Source organism: Paracoccus homiensis (assembly GCF_900111675.1).
Classification (GTDB): Bacteria; Pseudomonadota; Alphaproteobacteria; order Rhodobacterales; family Rhodobacteraceae; genus Paracoccus; species Paracoccus homiensis.
In genome coordinates, this window is the sequence record NZ_FOHO01000002.1 from 268,653 (window position 1) to 292,493 (window position 23,841).

30 protein-coding genes are annotated in these 23,841 nt (G+C 65.1%); 12 read left to right on the plus strand and 18 right to left on the minus strand.

Translation table 11 applies throughout. The features are described 5' to 3' along the window. Positions 1-6 precede the first annotated feature (6 nt). Positions 7-627: an Isoquinoline 1-oxidoreductase subunit gene (locus BMX67_RS03615; protein WP_090732569.1), complete on the plus strand. Its 621-nt coding sequence runs from the start codon at positions 7-9 to the stop codon at positions 625-627. Between the two features lie 49 nt (positions 628-676). On the opposite strand, the gene BMX67_RS03620 is transcribed toward BMX67_RS03615, so the two are convergent. Further along, positions 677-1,705, minus strand: coding sequence for a histone deacetylase family protein (locus tag BMX67_RS03620; RefSeq protein WP_217645768.1), 1,029 nt, complete (start codon positions 1,703-1,705; stop codon positions 677-679). A gap of 1 nt (position 1,706) precedes the next feature. Next, the gene (locus BMX67_RS03625; RefSeq protein WP_090732571.1) at positions 1,707-2,252 is read right to left on the minus strand and encodes a DUF924 family protein; all 546 of its coding nucleotides are present in this window, start codon (positions 2,250-2,252) and stop codon (positions 1,707-1,709) included. 83 nt (positions 2,253-2,335) lie between these two features. On the opposite strand from BMX67_RS03625, the gene BMX67_RS03630 reads away from it, so the two are divergent. Beyond that, a complete protein-coding gene (locus tag BMX67_RS03630; RefSeq protein WP_090732572.1) occupies positions 2,336-3,094 on the plus strand; it encodes a TSUP family transporter in 759 nt (252 codons plus the stop codon). A gap of 123 nt (positions 3,095-3,217) precedes the next feature. Here BMX67_RS03630 and BMX67_RS03635 read toward each other — a convergent pair whose 3' ends face one another. Continuing rightward, complete coding sequence (locus tag BMX67_RS03635) at positions 3,218-4,201, minus strand: asparaginase (RefSeq protein WP_090732574.1); 984 nt, start codon at positions 4,199-4,201, stop codon at positions 3,218-3,220. Between the two features lie 150 nt (positions 4,202-4,351). On the opposite strand from BMX67_RS03635, the gene BMX67_RS03640 reads away from it, so the two are divergent. From BMX67_RS03640 to BMX67_RS03650, 3 genes are all read left to right on the plus strand, one after another. Next, a complete protein-coding gene (locus tag BMX67_RS03640) occupies positions 4,352-4,876 on the plus strand; it encodes an invasion associated locus B family protein (protein ID WP_411957337.1) in 525 nt (174 codons plus the stop codon). 185 nt (positions 4,877-5,061) lie between these two features. After that, positions 5,062-6,234 (plus strand): dual-specificity RNA methyltransferase RlmN, encoded by a 1,173-nt coding sequence (gene rlmN, locus BMX67_RS03645; RefSeq protein ID WP_090732575.1) that lies wholly within the window; start codon positions 5,062-5,064, stop codon positions 6,232-6,234. A gap of 71 nt (positions 6,235-6,305) precedes the next feature. Continuing rightward, positions 6,306-7,112, plus strand: coding sequence for a glycosyltransferase family 2 protein (locus tag BMX67_RS03650; RefSeq protein WP_281249126.1), 807 nt, complete (start codon positions 6,306-6,308; stop codon positions 7,110-7,112). A 42-nt stretch (positions 7,113-7,154) separates the two neighbouring features. Here BMX67_RS03650 and BMX67_RS03655 read toward each other — a convergent pair whose 3' ends face one another. Continuing rightward, positions 7,155-7,967, minus strand: coding sequence for an LOG family protein (locus BMX67_RS03655; RefSeq protein WP_090732882.1), 813 nt, complete (start codon positions 7,965-7,967; stop codon positions 7,155-7,157). 115 nt (positions 7,968-8,082) lie between these two features. Between BMX67_RS03655 and dapD the strand changes: the two genes are divergently transcribed. Together dapD and BMX67_RS03665 are read left to right on the plus strand one after the other, a co-directional pair. Beyond that, the gene (dapD, locus tag BMX67_RS03660) at positions 8,083-8,904 is read left to right on the plus strand and encodes a 2,3,4,5-tetrahydropyridine-2,6-dicarboxylate N-succinyltransferase (RefSeq protein WP_090732578.1); all 822 of its coding nucleotides are present in this window, start codon (positions 8,083-8,085) and stop codon (positions 8,902-8,904) included. A 47-nt stretch (positions 8,905-8,951) separates the two neighbouring features. Next, positions 8,952-9,410 (plus strand): YaiI/YqxD family protein, encoded by a 459-nt coding sequence (locus BMX67_RS03665; RefSeq protein WP_090732580.1) that lies wholly within the window; start codon positions 8,952-8,954, stop codon positions 9,408-9,410. A gap of 143 nt (positions 9,411-9,553) precedes the next feature. Here the strand turns inward: BMX67_RS03665 and BMX67_RS03670 are convergent, their stop codons facing one another. The 8 genes from BMX67_RS03670 to BMX67_RS03705 are packed head-to-tail and all read right to left on the minus strand — an operon-like array spanning position 9,554 to position 15,725. Next, positions 9,554-10,354, minus strand: a complete 801-nt coding sequence (locus BMX67_RS03670; RefSeq protein WP_090732581.1) for a crotonase/enoyl-CoA hydratase family protein — start codon at positions 10,352-10,354, stop codon at positions 9,554-9,556. A 37-nt stretch (positions 10,355-10,391) separates the two neighbouring features. After that, positions 10,392-11,318: an AEC family transporter gene (locus tag BMX67_RS03675; protein ID WP_090732583.1), complete on the minus strand. Its 927-nt coding sequence runs from the start codon at positions 11,316-11,318 to the stop codon at positions 10,392-10,394. After that, positions 11,318-11,986, minus strand: a complete 669-nt coding sequence (locus BMX67_RS03680; RefSeq protein WP_090732585.1) for a nitroreductase family protein — start codon at positions 11,984-11,986, stop codon at positions 11,318-11,320. The genes BMX67_RS03675 and BMX67_RS03680 overlap by 1 nt, the downstream gene beginning before the upstream one ends. Before the next feature lie 26 nt (positions 11,987-12,012). After that, positions 12,013-12,990, minus strand: a complete 978-nt coding sequence (gene mbfA / locus BMX67_RS03685; protein ID WP_090732586.1) for an iron exporter MbfA — start codon at positions 12,988-12,990, stop codon at positions 12,013-12,015. Beyond that, positions 12,990-13,259: a sulfurtransferase TusA family protein gene (locus BMX67_RS03690; protein ID WP_090732588.1), complete on the minus strand. Its 270-nt coding sequence runs from the start codon at positions 13,257-13,259 to the stop codon at positions 12,990-12,992. Before BMX67_RS03690 ends, mbfA begins: the two co-directional genes overlap by 1 nt. Next, complete coding sequence (locus BMX67_RS03695; RefSeq protein WP_090732589.1) at positions 13,256-13,768, minus strand: DUF2478 domain-containing protein; 513 nt, start codon at positions 13,766-13,768, stop codon at positions 13,256-13,258. Before BMX67_RS03695 ends, BMX67_RS03690 begins: the two co-directional genes overlap by 4 nt. Next, positions 13,768-14,391 (minus strand): response regulator, encoded by a 624-nt coding sequence (locus BMX67_RS03700; RefSeq protein ID WP_090732590.1) that lies wholly within the window; start codon positions 14,389-14,391, stop codon positions 13,768-13,770. The genes BMX67_RS03695 and BMX67_RS03700 overlap by 1 nt, the downstream gene beginning before the upstream one ends. Beyond that, positions 14,388-15,725 (minus strand): histidine kinase, encoded by a 1,338-nt coding sequence (locus BMX67_RS03705; protein ID WP_175479799.1) that lies wholly within the window; start codon positions 15,723-15,725, stop codon positions 14,388-14,390. The genes BMX67_RS03700 and BMX67_RS03705 overlap by 4 nt, the downstream gene beginning before the upstream one ends. 109 nt (positions 15,726-15,834) lie before the next feature. Here BMX67_RS03705 and BMX67_RS19510 point away from each other — a divergent pair, with 109 nt between their 5' ends. From BMX67_RS19510 to BMX67_RS03730, 5 genes are read left to right on the plus strand one after another with little or no spacing between them, the layout of a single operon-like run. After that, positions 15,835-16,200 carry a hypothetical protein gene (locus tag BMX67_RS19510; RefSeq protein WP_175479800.1) on the plus strand — a complete coding sequence of 122 codons (366 nt, stop codon included), beginning with the start codon at positions 15,835-15,837 and terminating at the stop codon, positions 16,198-16,200. Between the two features lie 54 nt (positions 16,201-16,254). Beyond that, positions 16,255-16,707 carry a GAF domain-containing protein gene (locus BMX67_RS03715; protein WP_090732595.1) on the plus strand — a complete coding sequence of 151 codons (453 nt, stop codon included), beginning with the start codon at positions 16,255-16,257 and terminating at the stop codon, positions 16,705-16,707. Continuing rightward, the gene (locus BMX67_RS03720; RefSeq protein ID WP_090732596.1) at positions 16,685-17,077 is read left to right on the plus strand and encodes a GFA family protein; all 393 of its coding nucleotides are present in this window, start codon (positions 16,685-16,687) and stop codon (positions 17,075-17,077) included. The genes BMX67_RS03715 and BMX67_RS03720 overlap by 23 nt, the downstream gene beginning before the upstream one ends. Positions 17,078-17,083: 6 nt before the next feature. Beyond that, complete coding sequence (locus BMX67_RS03725) at positions 17,084-17,710, plus strand: LysE family translocator (protein ID WP_090732598.1); 627 nt, start codon at positions 17,084-17,086, stop codon at positions 17,708-17,710. Further along, positions 17,707-18,354: a pseudouridine synthase gene (locus BMX67_RS03730; protein WP_090732599.1), complete on the plus strand. Its 648-nt coding sequence runs from the start codon at positions 17,707-17,709 to the stop codon at positions 18,352-18,354. Before BMX67_RS03725 ends, BMX67_RS03730 begins: the two co-directional genes overlap by 4 nt. Before the next feature lie 253 nt (positions 18,355-18,607). On the opposite strand, the gene BMX67_RS03735 is transcribed toward BMX67_RS03730, so the two are convergent. From BMX67_RS03735 to BMX67_RS03760, 6 genes are all read right to left on the minus strand, one after another. Then, entirely contained in the window at positions 18,608-19,951 is a 1,344-nt protein-coding gene (locus BMX67_RS03735) for an alpha,alpha-trehalose-phosphate synthase (UDP-forming) (RefSeq protein ID WP_090732600.1), read from the minus strand. Positions 19,952-19,962: 11 nt separating this feature from the next. Next, positions 19,963-20,676: a trehalose-phosphatase gene (gene otsB, locus BMX67_RS03740; RefSeq protein WP_090732602.1), complete on the minus strand. Its 714-nt coding sequence runs from the start codon at positions 20,674-20,676 to the stop codon at positions 19,963-19,965. A 139-nt stretch (positions 20,677-20,815) separates the two neighbouring features. Next, positions 20,816-21,439, minus strand: coding sequence for a cob(I)yrinic acid a,c-diamide adenosyltransferase (cobO, locus tag BMX67_RS03745; RefSeq protein ID WP_090732603.1), 624 nt, complete (start codon positions 21,437-21,439; stop codon positions 20,816-20,818). 12 nt (positions 21,440-21,451) lie between these two features. Then, entirely contained in the window at positions 21,452-22,369 is a 918-nt protein-coding gene (gene argC, locus BMX67_RS03750) for an N-acetyl-gamma-glutamyl-phosphate reductase (protein ID WP_090732604.1), read from the minus strand. Between the two features lie 68 nt (positions 22,370-22,437). Continuing rightward, positions 22,438-22,767, minus strand: coding sequence for a DUF779 domain-containing protein (locus tag BMX67_RS03755; protein WP_090732606.1), 330 nt, complete (start codon positions 22,765-22,767; stop codon positions 22,438-22,440). After that, positions 22,764-23,822, minus strand: a complete 1,059-nt coding sequence (locus tag BMX67_RS03760; RefSeq protein ID WP_090732607.1) for a DNA topoisomerase IB — start codon at positions 23,820-23,822, stop codon at positions 22,764-22,766. The genes BMX67_RS03755 and BMX67_RS03760 overlap by 4 nt, the downstream gene beginning before the upstream one ends. Positions 23,823-23,841 lie beyond the last annotated feature (19 nt).

Here is a 23,841-nt window from a genome sequence, read left to right on the forward strand (position 1 = left end):
CCGCACATGATCCGAGTATTTCCGGTGGCGGCGCTGGCCGCCCTGCTGACCATGCCCGCCGCCGCGCAGGACAGCGCCGCCCCTGCCGAGGACCTGCGCCCGGTGTCCGAATTCGACAGCATCGCCGATCAGAACGAACGGTCGGCCGCGCTGTTTCAGGAAATGGGCAAGGTCCTGACCCATCCGCGCTGCGTGAATTGCCACCCCAAGGGCGACAGCCCGCTGCAGGGTGATGACATGCATCCGCACATGCCGCCGGTCATTCGTGGCGATGCCGATTTCGGCGCCCCCGGCATGACCTGCAACACCTGTCACGGCGCCGAGAATATCGACATCGTCGGCGCCGGCGGCATCGAAAGCATCCCCGGCCACGAGCCGTGGTCGCTGGCCCCGATCGAGATGGCCTGGCAGGACAAGTCGCTGGCCGAGATCTGTGAACAGATCAAGGATCCCGAACGCAATGGCGACCGCACGCTGGAGGATCTGCACGAACACATGGCCGAGGATGGGCTGGTCGGCTGGGGTTGGCATCCCGGCAAGGGGCGCAGCCCGGCCCCCGGCAGCCAGCAGGCCTTCGGCGAACTGACCCGCGCCTGGATCGATACCGGGGCAGCCTGCCCCGGCTGATCCGCCTGACATTCCCGAACGCCCCGCCCGACCGGCGGGGCGTTCTGCCTTACTGCGTCCAGCCGCCCAGGAAGCTGGCGATGTTGTCGGTCAGGTCATCCGACAGATAGCCCCCTTCCTGCACCATGACGGTCGGCAGCCCCGCGGCGCGGATGTGGCGGGCGGCCCGGGCAAAGCCTTCGGTGGTGACCGACAGCCCCCGCAGGGGGTCGTTCTCATGCGCATCCAGCCCCAGCGCCAGAACCAGCGCACCGGGCGCGAATTCCGCGATCCGCGTCAGGGCCTGGTCAATCGCGGCCAGCCACTGCGCGTCGCCCTGTCCCTGCGGCAGCGGCAGGTTCAGGTTGAAACCCTGCCCCGCGCCCCGACCGGTTTCATGCGCATATCCCAGATAGAACGGATAGAACGAGCCCGGATCGGCATGGACCGACACCGTCAGCACATCGGCGCGGTCATAGAAGATCTCTTGCGTGCCGTTGCCGTGATGAACGTCGATATCCAGCACCGCCACCCGGTCATGCCGCGCCCGCAGCGCCTGCGCCGCGATGGCCGAATTGTTCAGAAAGCAATGCCCCGCCGCCATGTCCGCATCCGCATGATGCCCGGGCGGACGACACAACGCATAGGCCGCCCCCGCGCCATTGGCCACAGCATCGGCCGCTGCCAATGCGGTATCGACCCCGCGCAGCGCGGCCTGCCATGTCGACGGCCCGACCGGGCAGGCCGTGTCGGCCATGTGCCAGCCCGCGCGACCGACGATCCCCTGGGGATAGGTCTGGGTCGCCTTCTGCGGATGAAGATTGGCCACCACCTCGGCCCCGGCGGCGGGGAAGGTCTGCCATTCCGCCCAGCAGTTCTGCAGAAAATCCAGATAGCGCGCGGTGTGGATCTGACGCAGCGGACCATGATCGGCCACCGGGGGATCGATGGTCGTCAGCCCCACCCGCGTCAGCCCCGCCACAAGCCGGCGGGCGCGTTCGGGCAGTTCCTTGTTCGGACCCGGAACCCCGCGCAGCATCCAGAAGCGCGGGTCATGGGCATCGGTATCGGGCGCGTAAAAGCAGGGCAGCTTGGTCATCTCAGAACCCGTCATGTGTTTTCAGGAACTCGGCCTCGGCCGGGGTCGTGTCGCGGCCCAGCACGGCGTTGCGATGCGGAAAGCGGCCGAACCGGGCGATGATGTCGCGATGTTCGCGGGCGAAATGCAGCGAATGCTGATTTCCAAGCGCCTGATACAGTCGCACCGACATGTCCTGATCGGCCAGATCCTCGCTATGCATGAAGGGCAGGTAGAAGAACTGCCGCGCGGTCGGTTCGGAATCCTGATCGAACCCTTGGCTCAGCGCCATCTTCGCCGTCGCCAGCGCCTGATCGTTGCTTTCGAAGGACCGGGCCGATCCCCGGAACATGTTGCGCGGAAACTGATCCTGCACGATGGTCAGGGCCAGCGCATCCGCCGCGTTATGCATCCAATGCGGCAGATCCCCGGCAAACGCGGCCTCGTAGGTGTCGCCGAACCGCTCTGCAATGCTGCGGTCGATCTGGTCGGATTTCTTGAACCAATACGGGCGCATCTCGTCAGAGAACCAGAAATCGCGAACCTCTTGCGGTGATTTGGCGGCCATCGGACACTCCTTTTCGGACCCGGCACAGCAAAGGCCTTTCGGCGCCGCTTTACAAGGCCCGCCGAAAGGCGCAATGCGGCCATATGCTTGAACTGACTTTCGACCTTGTGCTGATTTTGCTGGCGGCGGGTTTCGCGGCGGGCTTCATCGATTCGATCGCCGGTGGCGGTGGCCTGATCACCGTGCCGGCGCTGATGCTGGCCGGCGTGCCGCCCGCACAGGCGCTGGCCACGAACAAGGTGCAGGGTGCCTTCGGCGCGGCCACGGCGGCGGTCAGCTATGCCGCCAAGGGGCTGGTCGATCCGCGTCGGCAATGGAAGGCCGCACTGCTGGCCGGGCTGGGCGGGGTTCTGGGCGCGGGGCTGGTTACCTATCTGCCGACCGAGGCGTTGCGCCTTGGACTGCCGGTGATCCTGATCGGGATCGCGATCTTCTTTGCGGTCAAGCCGGGCCTGAACGATCTGGACCGGACCCAGCGGATGGCCCCCGCGCTGTTCGCGGCGCTGATCGTGCCGATGGTCGGTTTCTATGACGGCCTGATCGGGCCGGGGGCCGGGTCGTTCTACATGATCGCCTTTGTCACGCTGGCGGGCTATGGCGTGCTGAAGGCGACCGCGCATACAAAGCTGTTGAACCTGTTTTCCAATCTGGGTGGGCTGCTGACCTTCGCGCTGATCGGTCAGCCGCTGTGGCTGCTGGGCATCATGATGGGCGTGGCGCAGATCGCGGGCGCGGCCCTGGGCGCGCGGCTGGCGGCGCGGGTCGGGTCGCGGCTGATCAAGCCGCTGTTGGTCGTCACCTCGACCGTGCTTGCGGCGCGGCTGCTGTGGGAGATGCTGTAGCAGGGGCCGATGCCCGCTCTGCCAAGGGGCACCGGCCGACTTTGCAGAGAGAGGCGGGATCGGGGGAGCGACTCCGGGCCTCGGGCGCAGTAAAACAGGTCTTTGCGTCGGATTCGTGACGGATCAGGGAAAACCGGCCGCGGTCCGCATTTCCCCCGTCACCATCCCGCGCCAATTGGTGATCGGCCCGTTCAGAAACCGGTCCACGACCGGATGCTGCGCCTCCAGCACGCCCAGATGCACCAGAATCGCGGTGATCGCGGCCTCGCTGGCACGGGTGGCCCCGTCGGTGATCTTGACCGCGCAGCCCAGCCCCAGATCGGGGATGATCGCCACGAACACGCCTTCCGCCCCCGTCTTCACCGCGACCCGCCCCTTCATCGCGCGCATCAGTTCGGTGCAGGCGCGCCCCTCGCCCGCGACCAGCGCGGGATGGTTGCGCATCGCATCGACCAGACGCCGCATCGCCTGCCCCCGCAGATCGCCGCCGGGATTGGCGAATTTCGCCATGGCCGTCGCCAGGCCGCGCAGGCTGGTCGCGAAATTCGGGGCCGAGCAGCCGTCGATGCCGAAGCCGGGACTGGTTTCGCCAGTGACCTCTTCGAAGGTCTGCCGCATGGCCATCTGAACCGGATGATCGGGGCGGATATAGTCCGCATCGCCGCCCAGATGCCGGTTCAGGGTCAGAAAGCCCGCATGTTTGCCGGAACAGTTGTTGTGCATCTGGCAGGGCGATTCGTCGGAACAGATCAGGCGGCGCTTCTCGTCCTTGTCGCGGGGCAGATGGCTGCCGCAGCGCAGATCGTCATCGCCCATCCCCATGCCGGTGATCCAGTCCCGCACCGCATCGAGATGAAGCCGTGCGCCATTGTGGCTGGCACAGGCCAGCGCAAGGTGCCGGTCGGTCAGACCCGCCGCATCGGCCGCGCCGCTTTCCAGCAGGGGCAGCGCCTGTACCATCTTGCACGAAGATCGCGGAAAGACGACCGTGTCGGGAATTCCCCAAGCCTCGACCACGCCCTTGCTGTCGCAAATGACCGCATGACCGCGATGCAGGCTTTCGGGACGCCCGCCACGCCACAACTCTATCATTTCGGCTGAACGCATCGCAATTTTCCCCCTGACAATTGCGCGATTTCATGACCTGCGCCCTTTTTTGGGCCATGATTTTCGTTATCGTGAAGGTGGACGGTTGAAAAGAGCACCGCAATCGGGAAAAACGCCGGGCGAAACGGCGAAATGGCAGGAGGCCAGAGCATGATGAAGACCACGCTGCGCGGCATTGCGGCGACCCTGGTCCTGACGACCGGGATCAGCGCGGCAAGTGCCCAGGAATCCACGAATGTCGTGGCAACCGAAGGGGATTGGACCGTATTCGCAGCCAGCAACCCCAAGGAATGCTGGGCGGTATCCCCCCCGAAATCGACGCTGAACACCGATGGTCAGGGCAACGAAAAGGAAGTGACGCGCGGCGATATCCGCCTGTATGTCGCCTATCGTTCGGGGCAGAACGGTGAGGTTTCCTTTACCGGCGGTTATCCTTTCGCACCGGATTCGACCGTCGAGGTCGATATCGGCGGTCAGAAATTCAACCTGTTCACCGAGGGCGAGAATGCCTGGACCGGCAGCCCGGCCGAGGATGAAAAGCTGATCGGTGCGCTGCGCGCAGGGTCCAGCGCGGTCTTTACCGCACGGTCGTCGCGCGGAACGACCACCAAGGACACGTTCAGCTTGGCAGGCATCACCGCCGCGACCAATACCGCCAAGGCGCGCTGCCAGTAACCCGACACGGGCGTGTCATCAGGCGTGGTGGGCGTCAAGGATGGGGGCGCTGCCCCCGTCACCTTCGGTGACTCCCCCGGGATATTTCGTCCAAGGCAAGAAACAGGCCGGTTGATTTTCGGCCTGCTTTCGCTTATCTGCAGGTCTTTCGCCCAAAGCCCACGCAACAGCCCCCCGGTAGACCCATGTCCGCTCCGATCACGCAGGATGTCCTGACCATTCCCCGCAAGCTGCCCGATGCCGCGCGGAAGAACATCGTCGGCCTGACCCGCGACCAGCTGCGCGACGCGCTGATCGAGGCCGGGACCCCCGAAAAGCAGGCCAAGATGCGCGTGGGCCAGGTCTGGCAGTGGGTCTATTACTGGGGCGTGCGCGACTTCGCCCAGATGACGAACCTGGCCAAGGATTACCGCGCCATGCTGGCCGAGCGGTTCGAGATCTCGCTGCCCGAAATCGTCACCCGCCAGATCAGCACCGACGGCACGCGCAAGTACCTGCTGCGCATCGCCGGCGGCCACGAGGTCGAGGCCGTCTATATCCCCGAGGAAGGCCGCGGCACGCTGTGCGTCAGCAGCCAGGTCGGCTGCACGCTGACCTGTTCCTTCTGCCACACCGGCACCCAGAAACTTGTCCGCAACCTGACCGCCGGGGAAATCGTCGGCCAGCTGATGCTGGTGCGCGACGATCTGGGCGAATGGCCCGAGCAGGGCAAGCCCAAGGACGAACAGCGCCTTGTCAGCAACATCGTCCTGATGGGCATGGGCGAACCGCTGTACAATTTCGACAATGTCCGCGACGCAATGCGCGTCGTCATGGATGGCGAGGGGCTGTCACTGTCGCGCCGCCGCATCACGCTGTCCACCAGCGGCGTCGTGCCGGAAATCGCCCGCACCGCCGAAGAGATCGGCTGCCTGCTGGCGATCAGCTTTCACGCCACCACGGACGAGGTGCGCGACAAGCTGGTGCCGATCAACAAGCGCTGGAATATCCAGACGCTGCTGGACGCGCTGCGCGACTATCCGCGCCTGTCCAACAGCGAGCGTATCACCTTTGAATACGTGATGCTGGACGGTGTGAATGACAGCGACGAGGATGCCCGCCGGCTGGTCAAGCTGATCCGAGGCATTCCGGCAAAGATCAACCTGATCCCGTTCAATCCCTGGCCCGGTGCGCCCTATGACCGGTCCAGCTGGGAGCGGATCGAGGCGTTTGCCGATATCGTCTACAAGGCCGGCTATGCCAGCCCGATCCGCACCCCACGCGGCGAGGATATCATGGCCGCCTGCGGCCAGTTGAAATCCGCGACCGAGCGGGGCCGCAAGTCGAAGGCCCAGATCGACGCCGAAGCGGGGGGATAGACAGGCGCGCTTCGACGCGCCCGTCGCTTTGGGGTGGACATGCCATCGGTTTATCGGGAAACCTGACCCGGTTGCCCGCGCGGCGTCCGAGTTACTGGTTTTCGACAGAAAAATGCCCCCCCCCCCCCATTTCCATCGTGATCACGACACATCATCGCCCGGTCCTTTTGCGACGGGCGATCATGTCCGCCGTCAGACAGGGCGATCTGTCGGAAATCATCCTGTGTGCGGATGAGGCATCGGCGCAGACGGCCCGCGTCGCGGCCGAGTTGCTGCGACCGACCGACAGCTTTCTGCAATTGCCGCATCTGCGCGGCCCCGCCGAGACCCGGAATATCGGGATGTCGGTGGCCCGCGGCCAGTGGGTATGCTTCCTTGATGATGACGACAGCATCGAGGATGGGTTTTTCGACCGGGCGCTGCCGATCCTGCGGGATACCGAGGATGTGGTCTATGTGAACTACACTCAGATCCGCGAGGATGTCGCCGATGACGGGACCGCCCGTGAAACCAGCCGGCGACAGATCAGCCTGCGGCAGCACCGGGTCAGGGATCTGGCGGTGCAGAATTTCATACCCTCAAGCGCGTTGTTCATTCCGCGCAGGCTGCTGGACGGGTTGTCCTTTGATCCGGCGCTTGCGTCGCATGAGGATTGGGATTTCATCCTGCATCTGTGGCGGCGGGCCGGATTTCGGCACGCGGATATAACGGGGCCGAACTATCACGTGTCCAATTCGGCCACGCGCAACGATACCGGGGCGGCAGCGCGGGCCGATATCTATCAGCAGATCTATCTGCGGCACAAACATGTCAGGCCCCGGTCCTGGTACAAGCGTCTTAAGAAACTACGGCATATCAGGTCGCAGATCGGCGCGTGATCGCCTTGGCGGGCGGGCGATCACCGGGCGGGGCCCGATCGGTCAGGACCAGGCGTCGATGATGTCGATCGCCTCATCGGCGGTTTCGACATAGCGGATCAGGTTCAGATCCTCGTCGCTGATCGTGCCGGCGCGGGCCAGCGCCTTCCAGTTGATGATCTCGTCCCAGAAGTCGCGGCCGAACAGCAGGATCGGCAGCGGCTTCATGCGGCGGGTCTGGATCAGGGTCAGCGTCTCGAACAGTTCGTCCAGCGTGCCGAATCCGCCGGGAAAGACCGTGATCGCGCGGGCCCGCATCAGGAAATGCATCTTGCGCACGGCGAAATAGTGGAAGTTGAAGCACAGGTCGGGCGTGACATATTCGTTCGGCGCCTGTTCATGGGGCAGCACGATGCCAAGGCCGATGGACTGGCCGCCGGCCTCGTCGGCGCCCATGTTGCCCGCCTCCATCACGCCGGGGCCGCCCCCGGTGCAGATGACATAATCGCGGCCATAGCTGGCCAGGCTGCGTTCGGTCATCTTGCGGGCAAAGATGCGGGCCTCGTCGTAGTATTTCGACAATTCGCCCAGGGTGGGCGTCCGGGCCTGATCGGCCTTGTCGGGCGACGGGATCCGCGCGCCGCCGAACATCACCACGGTCGATTCGATGCCGCGTTCGTCCATGATCATCTGCGGTTTCAGCAGTTCCAGCTGCAACCGGACAGGGCGCAGTTCCTCGCGCAGCAGGAATTCGCGGTCGGTGAAGGCAAGGCGATAGGCCGGGGCGCGGGTCTGCGGCGTCTGCGGCGTGCGGTCGGCGCGGGCGGCGTCTTCGTCGCTGTGCGGGAAGGTGTGGGCGCGTTCTTCTTCTGACATGTCGGACATGAATGCCTCATCGATGGTCCATGCGGATTGCACGGGCTTTCCCCGAGGCTTATAGCCCACAGCACAGTATTTCCACCCGCAGGCGACAGATCGAGGAGAGGCGCAGATGACCGAGGCTTTGGAAAAGGCAATCGAAACCGCGTGGGAGCACCGCGCCGAGATCACCAGCGCCACGAAGGGCGAGACCCGCGAAGCCGTCGCCGAGGCGCTGAACCGTCTGGACAGCGGCGAATTGCGCGTGGCCGAAAAGCGCGGCGCCGACTGGCATGTGAACCAGTGGGCCAAGAAGGCCGTGCTGCTGTCGTTCCGTCTGAACGACATGGAAGAGATGTCGGGCGGCCCGCAGGGTAGCAACTGGTGGGACAAGGTGCCCTCGAAATTCGCGGGCTGGGGCGAGGCCCAGTGGAGGGACGCGGGCTTCCGCGCGGTGCCGGGCGCCATCGTCCGCCGCAGCGCCTTCGTGGGCAAGGGGGCCGTGCTGATGCCGTCCTTCGTGAACCTGGGCGCGCATGTGGGCGAAGGCACCATGGTCGATACCTGGGCCACGGTCGGCAGCTGTGCGCAGATCGGCAAGAACGTGCATCTGTCGGGCGGCGTGGGCATCGGTGGCGTGCTGGAGCCGCTGCAGGCCGGTCCGACCATCATCGAGGACGGATGCTTTATCGGCGCGCGCTCCGAGGTGGTCGAAGGCTGCATCATCCGCGAGGGCTCGGTCCTGGGGATGGGTGTCTATATCGGCCAGTCGACCAAGATCGTGGACCGCGAAACCGGCGAGGTCATGTATGGTGAAGTGCCCGCGGGATCGGTCGTCGTTTCGGGCTCGATGCCATCGAAGAATGGCGTCAACCTGTATTGCGCGGTGATCGTCAAGCGCGTGGACGCCAAGACGCGGGCAAAGACCTCGGTCAACGAGTTGCTGCGCGACTAGGCCCGTGCCCGGCGCGCAGCGCGCGTCAGGCCGGAAAGGGGCAGGAAATGAGCACGCTTTACATTGATGCGGATGCCTGCCCCGTCAAGGCAGAGGCCGAGCGGGTCGCGACGCGGATGCGGGTGCCGATGGTTCTGGTCTGCAATGGCGGCCTGCGCCCGTCGGCCAACCCGCTGGTCTCGCTGGTGATCGTCGCGGACGGGCTGGATGCGGCCGATATGTGGATCGCCGAGCGCTGCGGCGCGGGCGATGTCATCGTGACGTCCGATCTGCCGCTGGCGGATCGCTGCATCAAGAATGGCGCGCGCGTGGTGCAGCCCAATGGCGAGGTGCTGAACCCGCGCAATATCGGGGCGCGACTGGCGACGCGCGATCTGATGGCCGATATCCGGTCGACGGATCCGTTTCATCGCGGTGGCGGGTCCGGTTTCGGCAAGGTGGAAAGATCGGCCTTTCTGCAGTCGCTAGACCGCGAACTGTCGGCTGCGCTGCGCCAAGCCAGATAGGTCAGGCGCGCCGAGTCCCCCAGATCGGGAAGACATCAGGCGCTTTGTCCGATTTCCGGGCGGGCCCTTGGCCCGGCCATCGAGGCCGGGCCAAGGGCGGCGTCGCAGCCGGCCTCAATGGCCGGCTGCGACGCCGCCTTCCCTCACCCCTTGGGCTTGATCTTGTTGGCGGTGCCTTGGGCAAAGGCCGCAAGCCGAGCCTTTGCAGCCTCTTGGGTATTCACGACGCCCGCGACCACCGCCTCGGCATAGGCCGCATCCAACGCGCTCATATTCTGCATATGACTGATGGCTGAACAGATCGCGAAATTCGACAGGGGCGGGTTCTGCGCCGCATTGCGCGCGATTTCCAGCGCCTTCGCCTCGGGATTATCGACCAGATACTGGCACAGGCCGACATCGACCGCCTCCTGATCGCGATAGAGGCGCCCTGACAGCATCATGTCGATCATTCGCGCCTTGCCGATCAGATCGGCCACCCGGATCGTCGCGCCGCCGCCCGTGAACAGGCCCCGCTGACCTTCGGGCAGGCCGAAGTAGGTATCGCGCGCCGCCACCCGGATATGCGCCGCCGAAGCCAGTTCAAGCCCGCCCCCGACGACCGCCCCCTTCAGCACCGCGATGATCGGCACGCCCCCGTATTCCATCTTGTTGAACGCCTCGTGCCAGCGCAAACAGACATGCATGAAATCGCTGGCCGAGCGGTCCTCTCGGTGATGTTCGACCAGATCCAGCCCTGCGCTGAAGTGATCGCCATTGGCGCGCAGGATGGCGGCCTTGATCCCCGCACGCGGCAGCAGACTGAAAATATCGACCAGTTCCTCGATCGTGGCGATGTCCAGCGCGTTGCGCTTGTCCGGGCGGTTCAGCGTGACGGTGGCGATGCCGTCATCATCAACGTCCAGCAAGATGTTCTTCAGGGTCAGGTCCGCGAGATCGCGCATGAGGTTCCTCCGTCTTGTGTTGATGTCTTTGGCGCGCTCAGGCCTGCCCGATCAAGGCCATGACCAACGGGATCGTCACGATGCTGACGGCGGTCGAGATCAGGATCGCGGCCGAAACGCGCTGCTGGGCCACGCCGAAATACTGCGCAAGGATATAGACATTGCCCGCCACTGGCAGCGCGGCGGCCAGAACCATTACCCCCGCCGGAAACGCGCCCACCCCGAACAGGATCGCGGTCACGGCCACCGCGGCCGGATGCAGCACCAGCTTGGCCGCGCCAAGCCAGCAGGCCGCGCCCAGCCGCGCCAGTTGCAGCCCGGCAAGGCTGGCGCCAATGGCAAACAATGCCCCCGGCGTCGCGGCCGAGCCCAGCATGGTCAGGAAATCGTCCAGCGGGGCGGGCATCGGCAACTGCGCACTGGACCAGATCAGCCCCGCCAGCATCGACAGGATCATCGGGTTCGAGACAATGCCCCGCAGAACCGGCAGGACCGCCCGCAACCGCAGGCCACCGCTGCGGGCGGCGTGGATGATCAGCGTGATCAGCGTCGAAAAGACCAGCATGTCGATGGTCAGGATCATCAGGACCGGGCCGATCGCACGTTCGCCCAGCAACACCACCAGCATCGGAACCCCCAGAAAGCCGGTATTGCCGATCATGCAGCATTGCGCCTCCATCGCGGCCTCGGGCACGGCCAGCCCGCGCAGCCGGCCAAGGACCAGTCCGACCAGCCAGACCAGACCGGATCCCGTCAGATAGGCCATGACGAAACGCCCATCGAACAGGGCACCCAGATCCAGACCGGCGGCAAAGCGGAACAGCATCGCCGACAGCGCGAAAAAGAAGACGAACCTGGTCAGCCATGCCGCGCCCTCGGGCGGGAAAAAGCGGCTGCGTGCGGCCAGCCACCCCAGCCCGATCAGCGCGAAGAAGGGCAGTGTTTTCAGAAACACTGCCAGCATCAGAAGACCGACATGATCTCGGACAGGGGTTTCTTCACCTTGGCCGCCGCGGGAACCGTGGCATCGGGTGCGGGCAGGCCGACCGGCAGGATCATCAGCGGCTTTTCGTTTTCGGGCCGGTCGCACAGCGCGTTCAGGAATTTCATCGGATTCGGTGTATGTTCAAGCGTGACCAACCCCGCCTGATGAATCGCGGCGATCAGCATGCCGCAGGCGATGCCCACGCTTTCGGGGACGTAATAATGCTTGTGCCGCTGACCGTCGCGAACGCCCCAGCGTTGGGCAAAGACCACGATCAGCCAGGGCGCCGTGGTCAGATGCGGTTTTTCGGGCCCGGTTCCCACAGGTTCCAGCGCGCTAAGCCATTCATCGCCGCCGCCCCCGGCATAGAAGGCGCGTTCCTCGGCCTCGGCGGCGGCGCGGATCTGCATCTTCATTGCAGGGTCCGAAATCGCGGCGAAATGCCAGGGCTGCTGATTGGCCCCCGAGGGCGCGGTCGCTGCGGTCTGGATACAGGCCTCGATCACCTCGCGGGCAACGGGGGCATCGCTGAAATCGCGCACGCTGTGCCGGCGGCGCATGTAATCGCGAAACGCCTGAACGCGTTCCAGGGATTCGTCATCGGGCAGCTGCACCCGGTCCGGCAACGCCAAAGGCTTGTAACTCATCCATCCCCCCGTTCCTTATCAAGGGGCTATCCGGAACCGATCAACACCCCCACGGCCAAGACCAAACCACCGCCGACCACCACTTGCAAGGTCGCGCGCCAGAATGGCGTCTGCATCCAGCGGTTCTGGATCCAGGCGATGGCCCAGAGTTCGACGAACACGACGCAGATGGCGATGATCGTGGCGGTCCAGAAATGCGGGATCAGATAAGGCAGCGCGTGGCCCAGTCCGCCGACCGCCGTCATCACCCCAGAAGCGATCCCGCGTTTCAACGGCGAGCCGCGCCCGGACACCACGCCGTCATCGGACGCGGCCTCGGTAAAGCCCATGCTGATCCCCGCGCCGATGCTGGCGGCCAGACCGACCAGAAAGGTCGTCCAGGGGTCCTGCGTGGCAAAAGCCGTCGCAAAGATCGGCGCCAGGGTCGAGACGCTGCCATCCATCAATCCGGCCAGTCCCGGCTGCACCCATGTCAGCACGAAATCGCGATGGGCGACGGCCTCTTCCTCGGCGCGGGCCTTGGGGGACAGGTGCTGTTCCATCAGGATGTCGGCGCGGGCCTCGTGGCCGCGTTCGGCCGCGGCCAGATCGCCCAGCAACTTGCGGATACCCGCATCGGTGCTGGTCTGCGCGGCGCGGGCATAGAATTCGGCCGCGTCATGTTCCATCAGCGCGGCTTCGTCGCGGATCGCCTCAAGCGACATGTTCTGCATCATCCAGGCGGGGCGACGGCTGTAATAGCCCGCCACATGCTCTCGCCGGACAACGGGGATGACATCGCCGAACCGTTCCTGAAACGCATCGATCAGTAGGCGGCGATGCGCATCCTCTTCTTCGGCCATGCCGGAAAACACGGCGGCGGTGGCGGGGTAATCGGCCGACAGAAACGCCGCCCAGTTGCGATAGATCCGGGCATCGTCTTCCTCGGAGGAAATCGCGAGGGCAAGGATTTCCGCTTCGGACAGATCGGCAAAGCGTTTCCGGTGGCCGCGAAAGCTGGTCATCATGGCGTCATGTCAGTCTGGATATCCGGGGAAGGGTCGGGGCCGCGCTGCACCGTGTAGGCGCGTGCGCCGTCGGGACGATCCTGCATGCCCAGCAGACGATGCCCGGCCTCGGCACAGAAATGCGGCACGTCGATTATCGCCGCCGGATCGGTCGCGATCAGAACGGCCCGTGCCCCCGGCGACAGCGACAGCAATGCCTTGCGCAGACGCAGCACCGGCAGCGGGCACAAAAGGCCGCGCGCGTCGATTTCGGCCCCTGCGGTCATGCGGCCTCGGTCAGTTGACGGTGGCACCATGTCACAAGATCGGCGGGTTGCAGGCGGGTGGCCATGCCCTGCGCGAAATCCTGAAACGCCTGCCGCTGTTGACGCGGCACATGCAGCAGCACGGGGATACCCTGCAACATGGCCTGCCCGATCACATCGCGAAACCCACGGCCCACGGCCTCTTGCCGCCCGAATTTCGGCAGGATCATCAGCGCGGCCCCGTCCATCCGGGACTGCAGCCGCGCCGCCGCCAGTTCCAATGCGCCCGTGTCCAGGCGACAACCGCTGGACCCACCCCCCAGGGATTGCGAAATGCGGATCGGGTTCGTCTCGTCGCCCAGAACGATCAGATCCATGTCGCAGGCGCAGTCGGGGCCCAGATCGCGGTTGATCTGGATCGCCCCGGCAACGCGATGGCCCGTCGCGGCCATGTCCTGCGCAAGATCGGCCAGCAGGCGGTCGGACTCGCCCGGCGATGCAGTGTCATCCAGTCCGAACCAGGCCAGCATCAGACCCCGCTTTCCAGTGCAAATTTCATCAAGCCGTTGATCCCTTCGACGCCCAGTTTCTTCTTCAGCGAGGATGAGGTGTTGGCCGCCGTCTTGTAGCTGACACCCAGATCATCCGCGATGGCCTGAAGCCCCATCCCGCGCCCGATCAGGGCGAGAACCTGCCGTTCGCGGTCGCTCAGCGCCGACAGCGGGTCCGCGCTTGCCCCCGCACGCAACGTTGCCAGCGCGACCGCCTGTTTCGGCGACAGGTAGAATTCGCCGGCCTCAAGCTGACGGATCGCGGCGCGAAAATCCTCGGGGGCGGCGTTCTTTGACAGAAAGCCATTCGCCCCGGCCTGCAGGGCGCGGGCGGCAAAACCGGTCTGATCGTTCATCGAAAAGATCAGGATCGGCGCATCCGGCGCGGCCTGCCGCAGCGGCGCAACCAGATCCAGCCCACCCTTGCCCGGCAGGCTGATATCCAAAACGATCAGCGCGGGCAGTTCGCCCGATCGGATCTGGTCCAGCGCCTCTTCGCCCGACATGGCCTGACCGACGCTGTCATAACCCAGATCGCGCAGCAGACGGCTGGCGCCCAGATGGGTGATGGGATGATCGTCAATGACCAGCGCGTGTTTCATGCGGGTTGTCCTTCTGCCCCCTGCCAGCGCGGCAGGCGGGCATCCAGCGTGGTTCCATTCGGTGTCGAAGACAAGCCAAGGCTGCCCCCCAGCGCCGTGATCCGTTCGCGCATTCCGGTCAGCCCGGTGCCTTCGCGGTGGTCGGCGGCCATGCCCTGTCCGTCATCGGCAAGGATCATGCGCCAATCCGCCGGATCGGTCCAGAGACGGATCGTCACGCCCCGCGCGCCCGAATGCCGCAGTGCATTGGTCGTGCCCTCTTGCAGGATGCGGAACAGGGTCAGGGCCGTGGCCTCGTCGGGTTCGGGCAGACCCGGCATCAGATCCAGTTCGAACCGGACATGACCGAACCGGCGCTGCAGATCCTCGACATAATCGGTCAGCACGCCTGCCAGCGGCAATTGCCCGATGGCCACGGGGCGCAGGTCGTCCAGCAGGGCGCGGTTCACGCGGGCGATTTCCTCGGCGATGGTGGAAATGGCGATCGCGTGGTCACGGATCGCCTGCGATGGCGCCGCCTCGTGCAGGGCATCCGCCTCGACCCGCAGGCCGAACAGACAGGGCCCCATCTCGTCATGCAGATCTCGGGCGATGGATTTGCGTTCGGCATCCGCGCGCCCGATCACCTGCCGTTGCAGATGCGCGGTCTGTGCCTGTGCCTGCTGCAACGCGGCCGCCAGTTCATCGACGCCATCGGCAACCGGCGACAGGTCCGGCTGGGCAATGGGCCCGACCCGCGCGGACAAATCGCCCCGGCGCAGATCGCCCAGCCGTGCCGCGATCAGCGCCACGGGCCGCAGCGCCCGCCGCGTCGCCAGCCAGATCAGCGCCGTCTGCGCCACCGCCGCGAAGGCCGCCAGCCCCAGCATGGCACGGAGACTGCGCCAGGCCGCCGCGATCTCGGCCCCCGGATCGGTCCCGATATAGACGAAACCGCGCAGCCGCCCCTGCAGCGACACCGGCAGGCGGGTTTCCAGTGGCGCGGGTGCGACCAGTGCCGCGAACCAGGCGGGGGCGGGGTCATAGGTCTCGGGCGGGGCGACGGGCTGACGCACGGTGCCGTCGCGCGGGTCCAGCACCCCGATCCGGGTATGGCGCGGCGGCACCAGCCGGTCAGGCAGCAGCGCCATCACCCGATCGGGCGGCACCGCGCCCTGCATCGTGCCGACCGTCGCCAGAACCAGCGACCGCGCCGTCTGTGCCGCCAGCCGGCTTTCGGCCGCGATTTCACCGCGCAGCCCATTGACCCGCACCACCGCCAGCGCCGCAAACAGCGCCAGCTGCACCGCAAGGATCACCAGAAGAAGGCGCGAGGTCAGGCCGAAACGGGTCATGGCACGCAGATTGGCGCAACCCGGCATCCGGGTAAACGGGCGACTGCGTTGAAACGAATCGGTTTGGCCCGCAAGCTTGTGGTGTGATCTGGTTTCAAGGGGATATGTCATGCTTCGAACGACCGCAGTTCTGGCCGTGCTGTGCGGCCTTCCGGCCCTGCCCGCCGCCGCGCAAGGGTGCCAATCCGTCACCCTGCCCGCGAACTTCACCACCGGCGACATCAAGGGTACCGCCCCGGCCGACGGGATGGTCTGTTACGACATCAAGCTGCCGCGCGGACAGAATATCAGCATCGAGGTCGCCAGCGGGCGCAACATCATCTTCACCGGCCCCGGCTGGGACGCGCGCAGCGACCGGATCTTTGTCGGCGATCTTCCCGGTCGGCTGAAAATCAGCGTCGGGCAGCTGATGCGCGCGGCACAGCCAGAGCCCTTCGCCATCCGCCTGCGATTCGAGGATGCGGGGAACGGCTAGACCGCGCGATCTGGCCCCTTTTCGCCGCGCGTGGCCTGACATAGATAGATCGGCATGACCGATTATACCGATATCGCTGCGCGCATCCGCGCCCTGACCGAAGGCGAAACCGACGAGGTTGCGCTGATGGCGACCATCGCCTGCGAACTGCACCATTCGGACGACAGGTTCGACTGGACCGGCTTTTACCGCGTGACCGCCCCCGAGCTGTTGAAGATCGGGCCCTATCAGGGCGGGCATGGCTGTCTGGTGATCCCGTTCTCGCGCGGCGTCTGTGGGGCCGCGGCGCGGACCGGTCAGGTGCAGCTGGTTGCCGATGTCGATGCCTTTCCCGGCCATATCGCCTGCGCCAGCTCGACCCGGTCGGAAATCGTGCTGCCTGTATTTGGCAAGGGCGGCCGTTTGATCGGCGTACTGGACATCGACAGCGACCGCCCCGATGCTTTCAATGAGGCCGACGCGGCCGCATTGAAGGATATTCTGGATGACGCATTCGGACAGCTTTGAGGCAACGGGCACCTGCCTGTGTGGCGGCGTGACCTTTACCGGGCGCATCCCGGGTGACGCGGTGACCGCCTGTCATTGCGGCCAGTGCCGCCGCTGGTCGGGGCATGTCTGGGCCTCGTTCCACCTGGAAGAGCCGCAGGTTTCCGGCGACAGCCTACGCTGGTATGCCTCGTCCGATCAGGCCGAGCGGGGCTTTTGCGCGACCTGCGGCAGCTCGCTGTTCTGGCGGCCCAAGGGGCGGCGCACGCTTTCGGTATCGCCCGGGGCGCTGGACAATCCGACGCAACTGCGGCTTCGTAGCCATATCTTCACGGCGGACAAGGGCGACTATTACGCGCTGACCGATGATCTGCCTTCACAGGAGCAGTAGGACCCGATGATCTGGGACACCATCGCCAATATTCCCTCGGCGCAGTTGCTGGCCTTCCTTGCGGGCGGGCTGGTGCTGAACTTCGCACCCGGACAGGATGTGTTCTTCGCCAGTGCCTGCGGCATTCAGGGCGGCACGCGCGCCGGTATCCTGGCCGGCCTGGGCGTGGGTCTGGGGGTGCTGATGCATCTGACCATGGCCACCGTCGGCCTTGGCGCCGTCGTCGCCGCCCACCCCGAGGCGCTGCGTGCGATCAAATATGTCGGCGCGGCCTATCTGCTGTGGCTGGCCTATAAAAGCTGGACCGCAGGCCCCGTCGACCCAAGTGCGCGCGGCAGCGTGCGGCCCTGGAACATCATCCGCCGCGGCTTCATGTCGAATGCGCTTAACCCCAAGCCGGTGTTGTTCCTGCTGGCCTTCCTGCCGCAGTTCACCAATGCCGCCTGGGGACCGATCTGGCAGCAGATCCTTGGCCTTGGCCTGATTTTCGCCTTCACCGGCACGCTGGTCACGATGGGCTATGGCATCGTCGGCGGACTGGCCGGTCAGGTCATCGGCAAGCGTCTGGGTCTGGTCAACCGGATCGCGGCGGTGATGTTCGCAGGGCTTGCGATCCGCCTTGTCGCGAAATGAGCTTTGTCTACGACCCGCCACAGGACGCGCCCCGGGTCATCCATGCCGACCACGAGATTCTGGTGGTCAACAAACCTTCGGGGTTGCTGTCGGTGCCGGGGCGCGGCCCAGACAAGGCCGATTGCCTGATCGAACGCCTGCGCGGGGCCTTTCCGACGATCCTCCTGGTACATCGGCTGGATCAGGACACCTCTGGCGTGATGATCTTCGGCCTGACGCCGCATGCACAGCGCAGCCTGTCCAAGCAGTTCGAGGAACGGCGCACCAAGAAAGCCTATGTCGCGCGCGTCGCAGGTCGGTTGCAGCCCAAGACCGGGCGGGTCGATCTGCCACTGATCGTCGATTGGCCGAACCGGCCGCGCCAGAAGGTCGATCACGAAGCGGGCAAGCCCGCCGTGACCGATTGGCGAGTGATGAAGGCAGAAGATCACGAAACCCGCGTCCGCCTGTCGCCGGTGACCGGGCGCAGCCACCAGCTGCGTGTGCACATGGCCGAAAGCGGCCATCCGATCCTTGGCGACCCGTTATACGCGACGGGCTGGGCGGCAGACCATCCGCGCCTGATGCTGCATGCCGAAAGCCTGCGGGTGAAACATCCCGAAACCGGCATTCAGCAAAGCTTCAACGCACCGGTCCCGTTCTGATCGCAAAAAGAAGCCGCCCTTCCCGGCCGACGGAGGGAGAGGTCGGCCAAGAAACGGGCGGCTTTTCCAGGACACCCGGTGTCCCGGGCTGGGAGGAAATGGTGCGACAGCCGTGCCATCGCATGAGATCAGCTTACCCGGCAAAGGCGATCTCCTGGCAGCCTTTGCGACAATCGGGCGACCGACTGCGTCACATTGCCCGTTTTTTGCGCAGATCGGTCCCGCCCTGCCCGTCACGCTTGCGCCGGCGCGATCAGTTCAGCGCATCCAGATAGGTCGCGGACCACCAGCCGATATCGTTTTCGATCACCCCTTGCAGCAGCGCCGAATGGCGTCGCCTGCGTTCATTCGGGGTCATGCGGATCGCGCAGGCCATCGCCTCGGCCAGTTCCCATGTGTCATGGGGGTTGATGATCAGGGCATCCTCCATCGTCTCGGCCGCCCCGGCGAAACGCGACAGGATCAGCACGCCGGGATCAGACACGTCCTGCGCGGCGACGAATTCCTTGGCGACAAGGTTCATCCCGTCGGCCAGCGGCGTGACCAGTCCGATCCGCGCCTGACGATACAGCCCCGCCAGAACCTTGCGCGGCAGCGGTCGGTGGATAAAGCGGATCGGCGTCCAGTTCACCGTGGCGAACTGGCCATTGATGCGGCCCGCCAGATGTTCGGTTTCCTCGCGGATATCGCGATAGGCCTCGACCTCTTCGCGTGTCGGCGGCGCGATCTGCAAAAACGAAATGCATTCATGCAGATCGGGGTTGTTTTCCAGCAGCAGTTGAAAGGCGCGAAATCGGTGCGGGATGCCCTTGGAATAATCCAGACGATCGACACCGATCATGATCTCGGACCCGGTCAGGCTGCGCATCCGATCCTCGACCTGCGCATGGCGGGCCTCTTCGATGAAGGCGGCGGTATCAATCCCGATGGGAAAGACACCGGCACGGGTTTCCTGCCCGTTCAGGCAATAGCCCCCTTCGGCCAGGGGTTCGATCCGGGCCAGTTGCCGCGCGCTTTCAACGAAATTCGACAGATCGCGTTCGGCCTGAAAGCCCAGCAGATCGTAATGCGACAGCCAGTCGAACATCTCATCCGGGTTGGGCAGCGTCGCCATATCCGACGGGCCGGGAAAGGGAATATGCAGGAAATGCCCGATCCGCGCCGTCACACCCCGGCTGCGCAATTCGGCGGCCAGCGGAAACAGGTGGTAATCCTGCACCCAGATGCGGTCGTCGGGGCGCAGATGCGGCACCAGCAGATCGGCGATGCGGGCATTGACGCGGCGATAACCCTCCAGTTCCTCGGGGTGGATATGCATCAGGTCGGGCCGGCCATGACAGACCGGCCACAGGACCGAATTGGAATAGCCCAGATAATAGGCCTCGTAATCGGTCGGCGTCAGATCGAACGAGGCGCGTTCGAAGGGCGCACCATCGTGAAAGACCAGCCGATCGGCCGGTTCCTCGGCCTGTTCGCCGGAAAAGCCGACCCACAGCCCGCCCGAGCTGCGCAGCGCATCCGCAAGCGCGACAACCAGCCCGCCCGACGGGTTGTCGCCCAAGGGCAATCGGTTCGAAACGGCAACCAATCTGGACATGTTCCCCCCTGTTACCTTGCCAGCCACTGTGCCAATGCCGCCGGATCCGGCAGGCGATAGCGCGCGACACTGTCACCGTCGCCGATCTTGATGCCAAAGCCGCCGCGCGATTGCGCCGCCGCCATCGCGACCTCATCGGTCAGGTCGTCGCCGGCATAGACCGGCACCCGCCCCAGAAAGGGCTCGGACGCCAGCAGGCGCAGCAAGGCACGATCCTTGCCCGCATCCTTCGGGCGCAGTTCAAACGCCATCTTTGCAGGCTGGATCGCCAACATCGGATAGCCCGCCGCCAGTTCATCCATCGCAGCCTGCGCCCATTCTGCCAGATCGGGGCGCGCCCGGTAATGCAGCACCACGCCATGCGGCTTTGGTTCGATCAGCACGCCATCATGCGCCGCGGCGATGTCCTGCGCCTGCTGATGCAGCGCGGGGATATCGATGCCCTCGCCCGCGGGCGGTTGGATCGGCTGCCCCGGCAGGGCAAGCTCGGCCCCGTGGCTGCCGGCGATGGCCCCCGGAAATTCGGGCAGGTAACGGCGCAGATCATCGACATTGCGCCCTGATATCAACGCGACCGCCCCCTGCAACCGCCGATGCAGCTGCGCCAGCAGGTCGGGCAAGGCGTCGGGAACAGTGATCGAATCCGGGGTCGGGGCAATTTCGACAAGGCAGCCGTCGAAATCAAGAAACAGGGCGGCATCTTCGGGCAGGTCAGGCGGGGTCATCGACTTTCTTGCGGTTGCATGGCCAGGGTTCAGGCCGCGCCACCATGCTGCGTGCCGCCGCCCGCCAAGACAACACGCAAAGGCGATTTTCGTTCACGCCCGATCACGATTTCATAAACTGCCGGGAAAGCGGGCGACGTCAGAATTCGACGCCCGGTTGCGCCTTCACCCCGTCGCGGAACGGATGTTTCACCGCGCCCATTTCGGTCACCAGATCAGCCGCCTCGATCAACGCATCGGGCGCGTTGCGGCCGGTCAGGACGACATGGGTCATGGCGGGCTTTTCCTCGGCCAGAAACTCCAGAACCTCGATCGGATCCAGAAGGCCAAGGCGGAAGGCGATGTTGATTTCATCCAGCAGGACCATGCGGTTGCGGTCGTCGCGGATCAAGTCGCGGGCCTTTGCCCAGCCCGCCGCCGCCGCCGCCAGATCGCGTTCCCGGTCCTGCGTTTCCCAGGTAAAGCCTTCGCCCATCATGTGAAACTGGCACAGATCGGCGAAATGCCGGGTCAGGATGCGCCTTTCGCCGGTATCCCATGTGCCCTTGATGAACTGCACCACGGCGCAGGGCATGTCGTGACCGATGCAGCGCATGATCATGCCAAAGCCGCTGCTGGATTTGCCCTTGCCCGGACCGGTATGGACGATGATCAGGCCCTTTTCGCCCGTCTTGGTGGCCATCATCCGGTCGCGGGCGGCCTTGATTTTGGCCATCTTGGCGCTGTGGCGCGCGGCCTCTTCCGGGGTGATCGCTGCGCTCATCCCTGATCCCCCTTACAAGCCGGTGGTTTCGTCCAGTCCAAGCATGATGTTCATGTTCTGCACCGCCGCCCCGGACGCGCCCTTGCCCAGATTGTCCAGCACCGCGACGATGGTGGCACAGCCGTTATCCTCGTCGCCCTGCACGCTGATTTCCAGCATGTTGCTGCCGTTCAGCACGGTCGGGACGATGCGGGCGCCGACCTGATCCAGATCCAGCACGCGGACAAAGTTCTGACCCTCGTAATGCGCGGCCAGCGCCTGTTGCAGATCGGCCATGCTGCGCCCCTCGCCCAGATGCAGCGGCAGCTGCACCGCCATGCCCTGCGCGAAATTCCCGACCGAGGGTGCAAAGACCGGCTGAAGGTTCAGCCCGCCATGCACCATGATTTCGGGAATATGCTTGTGTCTTTGGGTCAGGCCATAGACGAAATGCGCGGGCGCGTCGCCATCCTCGTATTCCGCCACCAGCGCCTTGCCGCCACCGGTATAGCCGCTGACCGCGTTGATCGACAGCAGTTCATCAGGATCGACAAGGCCGGCCGCGACCAGCGGGGCCAGCATGGCGATCGCGCCGGTCGAATAGCAGCCGGGGTTGCTGACCAGCCGCGCCTCGGCGATCAGGTCGCGGTTGTCGCCGTTCAGTTCGGGAAAGCCAAAGACCCAGTCGTCATGCACCCGATGCGCGGTCGAGGCGTCGATCAGACGCACATCCAGATCGCGCGACAGATCGACCGCCTCGCGGGCGGCATCGTCGGGCAGGCACAGGATGGCGATATCCGCCTCGGCAAAGGCGTCGCGCCGGGCGGCGGCATCCTTGCGGCGTTCGTGGTCGATCTGGATCAGGCGGATATCATCGCGCCGGGTCAGACGTTCGCGGATCTGAAGACCCGTCGTTCCTGCCTCGCCGTCGATGAAGATGCTGTATGCCATGATCGAACCCCCATTTGGTCAAGGGGGTTATAGGACAAGCCCGCCCTGCCGACAATCGCGCAGGCCGTTCAGATGCCGCAAACCTCGGACCGGGTCAGGAACCGCTTTTCGCGCCCGTTGTCCAGGCTGAACATCCCGCCGCGCCCCGGCACCACATCGATGACCAGATCGGTATGTTTCCACGTCTCGTATTGACTGGCCGAGATGTAGAAGGGCGCGCCGCCGATCTCGCCGATCATCACGTCACGGTCGCTGACCTTGAAGTCGCCTTGCGGATAGCACATCGGACTGGACCCGTCGCAGCAGCCCCCCGACTGGTGAAACAGGACCGGCCCGTGATCGGCGGTGATGTCGGCGATCAGGTCCAGCGCCTCTGGCGTGGCGGTGACGGTGCTCATGTCTTCAACCTCCTCCTCAGGAATTTCAGGACCTGCGCTTCCTCGGGGCGCAGATCCGCGCGGGACAGATTCTCCGCGATTTCATCTTGCAGTTCCAGTTTCAGTTCATCCGCCAGATAGGCATCTATGATCTGCGGATGGACATAGCATTTGCGACAGATCGTCGGCGTGTTTCCCAACCGCGCGGCGACCTGTTCGATGGCCATGCGCAGATTGGCCTTGGCGGCGGCCTTGCTGTCGGCGCGTTCGCATTCGTGCAGCGCGATCGCGGCCAGCACGGTGCCGGTCCAGGTGCGGAAATCCTTGGCCGTCACCTCGCGTCCCGTGACATCGCGCAGATAGTCGTTCACATCGCCCGAGGTCACGCGCCGCCTGTCGCCATCATCGTCCAGATACTGGAACAGATGCTGGCCGGGGATGTCCTGCAATGACCGGATCACCCGCGCCACGCGCCGGTCGGTCAGACCCAGATCCCATTCCTTGCCCGACTTGCCCCGAAAACGGAACCGGACGCGACTGCCTTGCAGGTCGACATGGCGTTCGCGCAACGTCGTCAGCCCGTGGGACCGGTTCTTCCGCGCATAGCTGGAATTTCCGACCCGGATCAGGCTGTGTTCCAGCAGGTAGACGATGGTTGCCACGATCTTGTCGAAGGGGGTGCCGTGGCGGCGCATGTCCTGATCCACACGGTCGCGAATGACCGGCAGCGCGGCTGCGAATTCCAGCATGTGGTCGTATTTGGCGCTGTCGCGCAACGCCCGGAAATCTGGGTGATAGATATATTGCTTGCGCCCCTTGGCGTCGCGCCCGGTCGCAAGGATATGCCCGTCGGGATCGGGACAGATCCAGACATCCGTCCATGCCGGCGGAATGGCCAGGGACAGCAGCCGCTTGCGGGTGCGTGCATCGCGGATCGTGCGGCCCTGTTCATCGCGAAAACTGAACCCTTTGCCCGCCCGCACGCGGGTCAGGCCCGGCATGTCGTCGCCCACATGGAACAGCCCGGCGCTGCGGGCGGCATCCTTGGGGTCGATGATGGGGCTGTCCTTGGGCATCGGGGCAATCCGGCAGGGA